Annotated in this window: 5 protein-coding genes and 1 pseudogene; 4 read left to right on the top strand and 2 right to left on the bottom strand. The window is 68.5% G+C overall.

Annotated features, from left to right (window positions below; translation table 11 throughout):
- On the bottom strand, positions 1-3,069 hold a 3,069-nt coding region (locus AC27VN_RS18520), incomplete at its 3' end, for an efflux RND transporter permease subunit (protein WP_490877464.1).
- Positions 3,070-3,343: 274 nt separating this feature from the next.
- On the opposite strand from AC27VN_RS18520, the gene AC27VN_RS18515 reads away from it, so the two are divergent.
- Positions 3,344-3,784, top strand: coding sequence for a DUF2000 domain-containing protein (locus AC27VN_RS18515; RefSeq protein ID WP_296778376.1), 441 nt, complete (start codon positions 3,344-3,346; stop codon positions 3,782-3,784).
- A gap of 7 nt (positions 3,785-3,791) precedes the next feature.
- Here the strand turns inward: AC27VN_RS18515 and AC27VN_RS18510 are convergent, their stop codons facing one another.
- The gene (locus tag AC27VN_RS18510; RefSeq protein ID WP_296778374.1) at positions 3,792-4,355 is read right to left on the bottom strand and encodes a GNAT family N-acetyltransferase; all 564 of its coding nucleotides are present in this window, start codon (positions 4,353-4,355) and stop codon (positions 3,792-3,794) included.
- A 392-nt stretch (positions 4,356-4,747) separates the two neighbouring features.
- Here AC27VN_RS18510 and AC27VN_RS18505 point away from each other — a divergent pair, with 392 nt between their 5' ends.
- The 3 genes and pseudogenes from AC27VN_RS18505 to AC27VN_RS18495 form a co-directional block, all read left to right on the top strand.
- Positions 4,748-5,347: a hypothetical protein gene (locus AC27VN_RS18505; protein WP_296778371.1), complete on the top strand. Its 600-nt coding sequence runs from the start codon at positions 4,748-4,750 to the stop codon at positions 5,345-5,347.
- A gap of 155 nt (positions 5,348-5,502) precedes the next feature.
- Positions 5,503-8,457, top strand: coding sequence for a hypothetical protein (locus tag AC27VN_RS18500; RefSeq protein ID WP_296778367.1), 2,955 nt, complete (start codon positions 5,503-5,505; stop codon positions 8,455-8,457).
- A 181-nt stretch (positions 8,458-8,638) separates the two neighbouring features.
- Positions 8,639-12,120: pseudogene (locus tag AC27VN_RS18495) on the top strand (hypothetical protein); the annotation flags it as partial.

Raw genomic sequence — 12,120 nt, 5'->3', positions numbered from 1 at the left:
GCCGCCGATCACGGCGCGGCCCAGCGGCGCGTTCTGCTCGGCGCCTTCGCCCAGGCCCAGCGCCATCGGGATCATGCCGATGATCATCGCCAGCGCCGTCATCAGCACCGGGCGGATGCGGGTGGCGCCGGCCTCGAGCGCGGCCGACAGCGGCGGGATGCCCGCGGCCAGCCGTTCGCGCGCGAAGGACACCATCAGGATCGAGTTGGCCGTGGCCACGCCCATGGTCATGATCGCGCCCGTGAGCGCCGGCACGCTCAGCGTGGTGCCGGTGATGAACAGCATCCAGGCGATGCCGGCCAGCGCGGCGGGCAGGGCGGTGATGATGATCGCGGCGTCGAGCCAGGACTGGAAGGTCACGACGATCAGCAGGTAGACCAGCACGATCGCCATCGCCAGGCCCACGCCCAGGCCGATGAACGAGGACTGCATGGTCTGCACCTGGCCGCGGATGTCGACGCGGCTGCCGCGCGAGAGCTTGGGCCGCATCTCGTCGACCAGCGCCTGCACCTTGCTCGCCACGCTCGCGAGGTCGGTGCCCTGCACGCTGACGTAGACGTCGATCACGGGCGCGATGTTGTAGCGCGACTGGATCGCCGGCTGGCGCGCCGCGCGCGCGTCGACCAGGTTGCCCAGCAGCTGCTGCGCGCCGCCGGCCGCGGCCGCGCCGCCCGCGCCCACCGGGATGTTGAGCAGCGAATCGAGCGAGTCGACGTTGTACTGCGGCGTCTGCACCGCGATGCTGTAGACCACGCCGTTCTGCGGATTGAGCCAGTAGGCCGGCGCCGTCTGCGAGCTGCCCGACAGCGCGATCAGCACGTTCTGCCCCACGTTGGAGGCGGTCAGGCCGTACTGCTGCAGCCGCGAGCGGTCCATCGTCAGGTCCACCGAGGGCCCGTCGAGGCGCTGGTGCACGTGGGCGTCGACCGCGCCCGGGATCTGCCGGATCGCCTTGGTGAGTTCGGCCGCGCGCGCCGCGTTGCCCGCGATGTCGTTGCCGCTGAACTGCACGTCGATGGCCGCCGGCAGGCCGAAGTTGAGGATCTGCGTGACGATGTCGGCCGGCTGGAAGAAGAACTCGATGCCCGGGAAGCGCTTGGGCAGCTCGGCGCGCAGCGTGGTCACGAACTCCTCGGTCGGCCGGTGGCCGTCCTTCAGCGACATCAGGATCTCGGCGTCGAAGGTGCCGATGGTGCCGGCGTTGCTGTACGACAGGTTGATGCCGCTGTTCGGCACGCCGAGGTTGTCGAGGATGGTCTCGAGCTGGTCGGGCGGCACCAGCTCGCGGATCGCCGCTTCGACCTGGTCGGTGAGGCGCGCGGTCTCCTCGATGCGGGTGCCGGTGGGCGCGCGCATGTGCAGCCGGATCTGGCCGGCGTCCACGGTCGGGAAGAAGTCGCGGCCCAGCGCCGGATAGAGCAGGCAGGACAGCAGGCAGAAGCCGAGGAACACCGAGATGAAGCCGCCGCGGCGCGACAGCAGCGCCGACAGCAGCAGCGTGTAGGCGCGGCGCACGCGCTCGAAGCGGCGGTCGAAGGCGCGGTACACGCGCTGCAGAGCGCTCGGTTTGGCGTTCTCGTCGGCCTGCTGGCCGTGCACGCCGCCCATCAGCAGCATCACCAGCGTGGGCACCAGCGTGCGCGACAGCAGGTAGGAGGCCAGCATCGCGAACACCACGGCCTCGGCCAGCGGCACGAACAGGAAGCGCGCCACGCCCGAGAGGAAGAACATCGGCACGAACACGATGCAGATGCACAGCGTGGAGACGAAGGCCGCGTTGCCGATCTCGCCGGCGCCGACCTCGATCGCCTCCTTGAGCGGCGTGCCCATGTGCAGGTGGCGCTCGATGTTCTCGATGGTCACGATCGCCTGGTCGACCAGGATGCCGACCGAGAGCGCGAGCCCGCCCAATGTCATCAGGTTGAGCGTTTCGCCGAGGCCGTAGAGCACCAGGATCGAGGCCAGGATCGACAGCGGGATGGTCAGGCCGATGATCAGCGTGCTGCGCCAGTTGCCGAGGAACAGCAGCACCATCGCGGCGGTCAGCGCGGCGGCCAGGATGGCTTCGAACACCACGCCCTTGACGGCCGCCTTCACGAACACCGACTGGTCGAACAGCGGCGTGATCTTGATGTCCTGCGGCATGGTCTGCGCCGCCACCGGCAGCATCGCGCGCAGATTGGCCACGATGTCCAGCGTGGAGGCGCCGCCGTTCTTCAGCACCGACAGCAGCACGCCGCGCACGCCGTCCTGGCGCACCACGTTGGTCTGCGGCGAGAAGCCGTCGCGCACGTAGGCCACGTCGCGCACGTAGACGGTGGCGCCGTTCACGGTGCGGATCGGCAGGTCGTTGAGGCCCGCGATCGCGTCGGGCGAGCCGTTCATGCGCACGCCGTACTCGGTGGCGCCGAACTTGGCGGTGCCCGAGGGCAGGATCAGGTTCTGCGTGTTGATCGCGTTCACCACGTCCGACGGCGACAGGCCGCGCGCCTGCAGCGCCTGGGTGTCGAGGTCGACCGAGATCAGCCGGTTCTTGCCGCCGTAGGGAAAGGGGATCGCCGCGCCGGGCACCGTGATGAGCTGCGGGCGCAGCTGGTTCACGGTGGCGTCGAACAGGGAGTTCTCAGAGCGCGTGGGGCTCGACAGCGCGAGCTGGATCACGGGCACGCTCGAGGCCGAGTACTTGATCACCAGCGGCGGCGTGATGCCCGGCGGCAGCTGCCGCACCTGGGCCTGCATCGAGGCCACCACCTGCGAGATCGCCATCTCGATGTTGGCGGTGGGCTGGAAGAACACCTTGATGATCGACACGCCCGCCAGCGACTGCGATTCGATGTGCTCGATGTCGCTGACGGTGGTGGTCAGGCCGCGCTCCACCTGGCCCGAGATGCGCTGGCCCATCTCCTGGGCCGGCAGGCCGGTGTAGTTCCAGATGACCGACACCACCGGGATATTGATCTCCGGAAAGATGTCGGTGGCCATCCGCAAGAGGACGAAGGGCGTGGCCAGCACGATCAGCATCGCCATGACGATGAAGGTGTACGGACGACGCAACGCGAGCTGAACCATGGACGGGTCTCTCTGCTTCCGGCGAAAAAAGGTTTCGCATCATAAGGAAGTAGTTTTAAGTTTGTTTAACTTAGTTACTTGGCCCTCTTCGGTGCGATTTTCGGGGTGGAACGGGCGACGCATGGAGCGTGCCGGATGGGATGGCGGTGCCTGCATCCGTGATTGAGTTGTACTCATAAAATAGGATCGAGAGGTCGAATTGGTGGTGGTTGATCGCTGATTTATGGCTGGTTTATGATTAAGTGATACTCAATTTTTTCTTCTTTCACCCGCCATGAGTCAGACCGATCCTTCTCCTGCCGCGCTGCCCGAGCGCTGCGTCATCGTCGTCGACGCCGCCTTGCCGCCGGGCCTGGCCGCCAATGCCGCGGCCGTGGTCGCGCTGACCGTCGGCCAGCGCCATCCGGGGCTGGTCGGCGCGCCGCTGGTCGATGCCTCGGGCCGGTCGCATCCGGGCCTGATCCCGATCGGCATCGCGGTGCTCGGTGCCTCGCAGGACGAACTCGTGGCGGTGCGGCAGAAGGCGCTCGCCAACACCGAGTGCGACGTGATCGACTTCCCGGTGCAGGGCCAGCAGACCACCAACTACGCGGCCTTCCGCGAGGCGGTGGCGAGCGTGCCGACCGAGGCGTTGCGCTACGTGGCGGTCGGCTTCGTCGGCGAGCGCAAGCCGCTGGGCAAGGTGGTGTCGAAGCTGGGGCTGCTCGGGCAGTAGGCGGGAGTCATGCCGGTGCGTCCAGCGCGAGACGCAGCCGGCTGACGTTCGGATTGCCCGCATCGCGCTGCACCTTGAAGCCCAGCCTGCGCGCCAGCGCGATCATCGCGAGGTTGTCGTAGAGCGTGATGTCGGCCAGCTGGCGCACGCCCGCGTCGCGCGCCGCCGCGATCAGCACGCGCATCAATTTCTCGGCCAGGCCGTGGCGCTGCCAGGCATCGGCGATCACCACCGCGAACTCGGCCACCTCGGCCGTTTCGGGCGTGTCGCCGCGCACGTAGCGCACCACACCCATCTGCTGCTCGGCGCCATCGACCTCGGTGGTGGCGATCAGCGCGAGCTCGCGCGCGTAGTCGATGTGGGTCATGCGCCAGAGCTCGTCGGGCTGCGGCTTGCGCGGCGAGAGCAGGCGGTGGTAGCCGGTGCGGTCCGACAGGCCCGCGACGAAGGCCGTGTGCATCGCGAGGTCGTCGGCATGGATCGGCCGGATGCGCACCGCGCGGCCATCGCGAAGCCGCCAGTCTTCGACGAGGTGCGCCGGGTAGGCGCCGGGTTCGGCGGGTGCTGCCATGGCCGGCGTTGTGCCATGGCGGAGGGCCGCGGGTCAATCCCCGCGACAGATCGACGGTTCGAGGCGAATCCGCATCAGAAAAAGAATGAACATTCGCTTAAAAAATACACATTTGTCATATCACGAAAATCAGCCTGTGAAGAAGTTGATGTTCTTTACGTAAGTTTGTGCAGCACATCAGGCCTGCTCAGTCTTGTTAGCGAAGGTGCTGTAACCTCAAGAAAAATAAGCGTTCACTCTCTTTTATTTTGTGAAGTGTTATTGCGGCCAATCTCCCGCTGACCACTTCGCAGAGGACAGGGCGTGAAGTCGGTTGATTTTCATCTTGTGGAAGGTTGAGGTAATTCATGTCGACTGAAAGTACATCTCGTTGGAATTCGTTCATTCGGCCGATGGCCCGTTTGACCGTTCATTTGAGCCTGGGGCTCGGCGTGGTGGTGGCGCTGGGCGGCGCAGGGCTGGCGGCCGCGCAGGGCGTGAAGACCGCGCCCGCGGCGGCCGAGGCGGCGCAGGAAAAGGGCGTGGCCGTGGTGCTCAAGCAGTCCAAGGTCGTCAAGGGCCCGCAGGGCAAGGAGCAGCTGGTCGAGGCCGCCTCGGTCAAGCCGGGCGACATCCTGGAATACACGGCGACCTATACCAATCACACGGGCCGCACCGTCAGCGGCCTGGTGGCCAACCTGCCGATTCCCGAGGGGCTGGAATACCTGCCCAGGAGTGCCAAGCCCGGCGCGACGCTGGTCAAGGCGGCGACCAAGGAGGGCATCTTCGCCCCCGAGCCGCTGGCGCGCCAGGTCAACGGCAAGTCGGAGCCCGTTCCCTACAACGAGTACCGCAGCTTGCGCTGGGAGCTCGGCCAGCTGCCCGCCAAGGGCGTGACCGCGGTCACCGCGCGCGCCAAGGTCGAGGAAGTGGTGCCGCCTGCCGCGCCCGTTGCAGCCGCTGCATCCGCAGCCACGGCCGAGCCGCTCAAGGCTCCGCGCGCCGCGCCCTGATTCGGCGCCGCTGACGACCGTCGGCCTCGCGCCGCGCTGACGGTCTGTCCTCTTTCTACCCCGTCCGTCTTTTTTGCCGGTTTCCTGCTGGAAATCGCCGGCCGGGGTGCGTTCGTCCGCTTTTTCAAGACCCTTAACCACCGAGGAGAAACCCCGTGATTCCTACCTTGTCAGCCCGTCGTGCCGGCCCCGTGCCGCGTACGCTCTGGGCGGGCGCCGCAGCTCTGACCCTGAGCTTCCTTTTCGGAAGCGATGCGCTCGCTGCGGCTCCGCCTGCCAACACCATCATCGGTAACCAGGCTTCGGCCACCTACCTCGATCCGAATGGCGCCAGCCAGCTCGCGACCTCGAACCTCGTGCAGACGACGGTGCAGCAGGTCGGCTCGTTCAACCTGGACGGCCGGACCACGGTGACCACCGACGTGATCAACAAGAAGATCGGCGCCGCGGGCGCGATCGTCTACGCGCCTCACGTGCTGACCAACACCGGCAACGGCAGCGACAAGTTCACCATCACCATCGACAACACCACGGCAGCGCCGGATGGCTTCTCGAAGATCGAGGTGTTCGCCGATGCCGACGCCGATGGCCTGCCCGACAGCACGACCGCGCTGTGCTCGGTCGCCCCGAACGCAGTCTGCACGGTGCCCGCGCAGACGGTGGCGGGTGGCAATGGCACCTTCCCGTTCGTCGTGGCGTACTCGATCCCGAGCACGGCAACGGCGGCCAACTTCACTTCGCCGCGGCCCGCGACCATCAACGCAGTGCCCGCGACCCTCGACCTGTACGAGGTGGCGAACCAGAAGGCGGCCGACCTCGACCACGTGGTCCTCACGGTCGACGCGGCATTCAATGCCTCGAAGAGCCTGAGGGTCCCGGCCGTCAGCTGGGTCGCCAACGGCGGCGTCTGGCCCGCGGCGAAGGACCACGGTCCGCGCTCGGCAGCCTCCTGCCAGGCGACGATCGCGGGCGCGACGTCGAACGACCCGAATTGCTCGTACACCACGTACACGCTGCAGTTCAACAACACGGGTGGCGCGGCCGGCAAGTTCTACATGACCGACACGTTGCCGAGCGGCTTCACCTACGTGCCGGGCTCCGCCGTCTGGAGCAGCGCACCGGGCCGGGCCCTGGGTGACGCGGCCGGCTCCGCGGACGATCCGAACGGCATCGACTTCTTCGCGAACGGCCAGAAGCTGAGCTTCCTGGTGTCCTCGCTGGCCCCGAACGTGACGCAGACCGTGAGCTTCGTCGTGCTGGTCAACAGCACCGCCGAAGTCGGTGGCACGACCACGACCAACCGGGCGGACTACATTCCCGAGAAGGTGCCGGACGACAAGACGACCACGAATCCGCCGACCGACCCGACCACGCCGACGAACGACAAGCCCTTCATCGTGGATGGCACCTTCGGCATCGTGCTCGGCTCCGCGCACCCCACGGCCAGCCCGGTCGCTTCGAAGGACGCCGAGCCTGGCAAGCCGCTGCTGACGGATGCCGACCAGACCACCCTGGCCTCCGGCGTCGCGGGTTCGACGGTGAAGTTCACGCAGACGGTGTTCAACACCGGCAATGCGGACGACATCGTGAACCTCACGGCGGACCTCAGCAAGTTCCCCGCGGGTTCGACCTTCCGCTTCTTCGCCGACGGTGGCTTCGCGCCGCTGATCGACAACAACAGCGACGGCATCGTCGACACCGGTCCGATCCGGCCCGGCCAGAGCGTCAAGATCGTCCTGGCGGTCACGCTGGGCGCGCCCGCGTCGATTCCGACCCAATCGTTCGAGGCCATCGTGCTGGGTACGTCGACCAAGGACAGCACCAAGTTCGATGCCACGCGCGACATCCTGTCGAAGCTGATCGGCGTGCTGGTCGACATGACCAATACCGCCAGCGGTAACGGTACGTCCGGCAACACCGGCAACGGCGACGTGGGCACGGGCCCGAGCCCGACCCCGACGACCACCACCACGACGCCGGCCGGCACGCCTGCTGTCTTCAACCTGTTCATCAAGAACAACGACAGCCTGGACAACGCCTTCAGCCTTGCGGCGAGCCAGACCAACAGCTTCCCGGGCAGCCTGCCCAGCGGCTGGACGGTGAAGTTCGTGGCTGCCGGCGCCACCTGCGCGGCCACCGGCATGACCACGGTCAACGTGGCCGCCGGTACGCAAGTGGCGGTCGACGCCTGCGTGACCCCGCCCGCTTCGCAGGCACCGGTCGAAGCCCAGCTGATCTACTTCCAGGTGCGCTCGACGAGCCCGACCTCCACCGGCGCCGTGGCGATCGACACGAAGCTGGATGCGGTGAAGGTGATCGGCGCCGACACCTGGGGTGCCACGCTGACGCCGAACAACGAAGGCCAGGTCGCTCCCGGCGGCTCGGTGGTCTATGCCCACACGCTGACCATCACCGGCGCGCAGAGCTGCGGCACGCAGTTCAACATCAAGGCGGTCCTGCCGGTCGCGGACGTGACCGCGGGCTGGACCACCGCGCTGTACCTGGACAACAACGGCGACGGCCAGATCGACACCGGCGACACGCTGGTGGGTGCCAACGGCCAGGTCGGTCCCACCGTGGACCTCAGCGGCGGCAAGGCGCACAAGCTGCTCGTCAAGGTGTTCGCACCGGGCGGCGCGACGGCCGGTACCACCGACACGGCCACCGTGACCGTGACCTTCCCCGAGCAGGCGAAGTGCGGCGAGCCCTCGGCGACCGACATCACCACCGTGATCACGGGCCAGATGCGCCTGATCAAGCTGCAGGCGAAGGACGAGAACTGCGATGGCACCGAGGCGCCGACCTCGTCGGCGGCACTTGCCGTGAAGCCGGGCCAGTGCATCGTCTACCGCATCGTCGCGACCAATGAAGGCGCCTCGCCGGTGACCAACATGTCGATCAACGACGCGGTGCCTGCCTACACCAGCCTGACGGCCGCACCGGACGGTGCGCAGCCCTCGGAGCAGTGCGCCTCCGCGGGCGTGACGCCGGCCTTCGCGCAAGCGAACTACACGGCGACCGCGAGCTCGGTGTCGTGCGGCAGCGCGGCCAACACGGTCGCGCCTGGCGGCAAGGCCACGCTGACCTTCTCGGTGAAGGTCAACAAGTAAGCGTCGGCTGAACGATGGAACCGGCGGGCTTCGGCCTGCCGGTTCCCTCTCCATCGCAAAGGCAGTTCGCCTTTCCCTTGCGTCCTCGCACGAGGGTGCAAGGGAAAGGTGCCCCGGCCCGTCTTCCCCTCTTCCATTTTTTTCTTCCGGTCAGCGGCCGGACCTTCCAAGAGTTCACTGCATGTTGTCGACTTCCAAGCTCCGAGGCTCCAGCCTGCGATCGTGGCGCGGATTCGCCGCCGCGCTCGCCGCGGGCATGGTGTTTCTGCTCGGCGGCATGGCGCAGGCGAACGCCGCGGCCGCGCCGGGCGGCACGGTCATCCGCAGCATCGCCACCGGCACCTACGTGCCCGGCGGCATGGCGCAGACCGAGACGATCTCCTCCAACGAGGTGATCGCCACCGTGCTGCCGGTCGAGGCGCTGGTGCTCACGCAGGACCAGACGCTCTCGCGCCCGCCCGGCAGCATCGTCACGCTGAGCCACCTGCTGAGCAACACCGGCAACGTGGTCTCGAGCTACGCGCTCGCGCTGGCGAACAACGCGGCCGGCTGCGCGGCCGACACGCTCGACCTGTCGGCGCTGCGCCTGCTGCGCGACGCCAACAACAACGGCGTGTCCGATCCCGCCGACCCGGTGCTCGCGCTCGACAAGCCGGGCGCGCTGACGCTCAAGCCGGGCGAAGCCGCCTCGCTGCTGGTGCAGGGCACGATCCCGATGGCCGCGCGCGGCACGGCCTGCCTCGGGCTGACGGCCACCACGGCGCTGCAGGGCCTGCAGGCCAGCAACCGCGACACCGTGATCGTGGGCGACGCCGCGGCGCTGGCCCTCGCCAAGTCGGCGAGCTATCCCGGCTTCGTCGTGCCGGGCCAGACGCGCATCGACTTCACGGTGACGGGCACCAACATCGGCGCGCAGGATGCGAAGCCGAGCAATGTGGTGGCGCCGACCAACACGCCGCTGCTCGTGAACGGCGCGCCGAGGGCGCTGGTGCTGGTGCGCGACGTGGTGCCCGCCGGCACCCAGTACATCGCGGGCACGCTGCAGAGCGCGGCCGCGCAGGCCATCAAGCTCTACCGCCTGCCGGCCGATCCGCCTTTCAGCTATCGCACGGCCGAGGACGCCTCGGCGGTCGAAGTCGCGATCGGCGTTCCCGAGCCGCTGGTGCGCAACGGCTCGATCGCGATGCAGTTCGCCGTGAAGGTCAATGCCGACCCTGGCGACGACATCCGCAACACGGCCCACGGCCAGTACGACGACGGCACCGGCCCCGCGACCGCGCCGTCGAACACGGTGGTGATCGCCACCAGCCAGGCCCGCATCGGCGTGGCGAAGTCCGCCTCGGCACCGCGGCTCAACCAGGGCGCGGACGGCAAGCCCGACGGCACCGCCAACGTGCGCTTCCGCGTCAACCTGCGCAACTACGGCGCCGCGTGGCTCCACGACGTGCAGGCCACCGACCTGATGGAAGGGCCGGGCGAGACCCAGTTCGGCAGCTACACGGCCGCGGCCGTGCCGGGCCCGAACCAGTACACCATCGTGCCGGGCTCGGTCGCGATCGTGCCCGCGGCCACCGGCAATGGCGGCGGCATCGTGGCGGCGGCGAACCCGGCCTTCAAGGGCACGGCGAGCGCGCAGAAGCTGCTGGTCGACGGCGCCGTGCTGCCGGCGGGCGCGCAGGTCAACGTCGAGTTCGAGGCGCGCATCAACTTCACGGGCCGCACCGGCACCTTGCTCAACAGCGTGAAGGCTTCGGGCGCGTTGTCGGCCGGCGGCGCGGCCGTGGCCGTCGACGACTCGATGAACGGCGACAACCCCGACCCCGACGGCGACGGCAATCCCAACAACAACACCCAGCCCACGCCGGTGGCCACGCAGCTGCCGACGCTGTCGCTGAGCAAGCAGGCCTCGATGGCGCGGCGCGTCTCGCCGGGCGTGTTCGAGCTCGACTACGTGCTCAAGGTCAGCAACCTGGGCACGGCGCCCGCGCCCAACCTGCGGCTGATCGACAACCTCGACTGCACCTTCGACATGGACCAGGCCGAGGGCAAGATCGCGTCGTGGGAGCTCGTGAGCCGGCCGAAGGTGGCCGGCGGCCGTCTCGTGGCGGCAGCGGGCTTCACGGGCCGGGCCACCTGCAACCGCACCCAGGACGAGAGCGCGGACCCCTACCAGTTCCCCACCGAGGTGGCACTGAGCCTCACCGACGGCAGCCGCGCGCTCGCGCCCGGCGAGAGCGAGCAGCTGAGCTTCACCGTGCGCGTCACCGAGAAGCCGGCCGCGATCGGCAGCCGCGTCTCGCTGAGCAACAAGGCCTGGGCCGCGGCCTTCGACCAGAACACCGTCAACGTCAAGCCGCGCTCGGTGCTGGCCGCCACCATGGCCACGGCCCGCTCGCTGCTCGTCGATCCGCAGGGCGTGGTCTACAACGCGCTCACGCGCCAGCCCGTGGCGGGCGCGGTGGCGACCTACACGCGCCAGTCGTGCGGCAACGCCGCGGTCACGCCGATCACCGAGGCCGAGCTCTACGGCGGCAGCTCGGGCCTCTACACCTTCAACCCGAACGGCAGCGTGTCGATGAACACCGCCGCGGACGGCGCCTACCAGTTCTACATGCTGACGCCGCAGACCCGCGGCATGTGCACCTATGAACTGTCGGTCGCGCCGCCGGCGGGCAGCGGCTATGTGGCGCCATCGCGGATCCTGCCCGCGACCGCCGGCACCTTCGCCAATTGCGGCGCCGTGGTGCCGAACACCGCCGCGCCGCAGGACGGCGAGCCCACCACCCACTACTTCAAGCTGCGCACCGGCATGCAGTCCGACGGGCAGATGTGCGAGGCCGCGAACAACCATGTTCCGCTCGACCCCGGCAACATCCTGGGCCTGGTGCTGCGCAAGGACGGCAGCAAGCGCCAGGCGGAATTCGGCGACTTCGTCGACTACGCGCTCACCGTCACCAACAAGACCGGCTTTCCTGTCACCGGCGTGACCTTGAGCGATACGCTGCCGCCGGGCTTCGCCTACGTGGCCAACAGCGTGCGGCTCAATGGCGCCATCGTGCCGAACCCCGCGGGCGGCGCCGGCCCGGGGCTGATCTTCGACTACCCCTCGCTGGTCATCGCTCCCGACCAGTCGGCGATGGTGCGCTACCGCGTGCGCATCGGTGTCGGCGCGCCGACCGAAGGCGACGCCATCAACCGCGCGCGCGCCAACTCGGGCCCGATCCAGTCGAACCTCGCGAGCTGGACGCTGCGCGTCACCGGCGGCGTGTTCGCCGACGACGCCTTCGCCTTCGGCAAGGTCTACATGGACTGCAAGCGCGACGGCAAGCAGCAGGGCGGCGACGAGATCGGCGTGCCGGGCGTGCGGCTGTACCTGGAGGACGGCACGCACGTGGTGACCGACGTCGAGGGCAAGTGGAGCCTCTACGGCCTGAAGCCGGTGACGCACGTGCTGCGCCTCGACCAGCTCACGCTGCCCCGGGGCGCGCGCCTCGAGATCCTCGACAACCGCAACGCGGGCGCGCCCGAGAGCCGCTTCCTCGACCTCAAGAAGGGCGAGTTCCACAAGGCCAACTTCGTCATCGCCAACTGCGAGGACCAGGCGGTGCTCGACGAGGTGGCGGCGCGGCGCGCGGCGATCGCGGCCAAGCCCGACACCGAGGC

This window comes from Variovorax sp. 20P10.2.4 (assembly GCF_058244205.1).
Note: the sequence above shows the minus strand (reverse complement) of the source record. Positions and strands in the feature narration are given on the sequence as shown.

Coding starts and splice junctions, on each gene's coding strand:
- AC27VN_RS18515 (WP_296778376.1), top strand. CDS start 3,344: ATGAGTCAGACCGATCCTTCTCCTGCCGCGCTGCCCGAGCGCTGCGTC.
- AC27VN_RS18510 (WP_296778374.1), bottom strand. CDS start 4,355: ATGGCAGCACCCGCCGAACCCGGCGCCTACCCGGCGCACCTCGTCGAA.
- AC27VN_RS18505 (WP_296778371.1), top strand. CDS start 4,748: ATGGCCCGTTTGACCGTTCATTTGAGCCTGGGGCTCGGCGTGGTGGTG.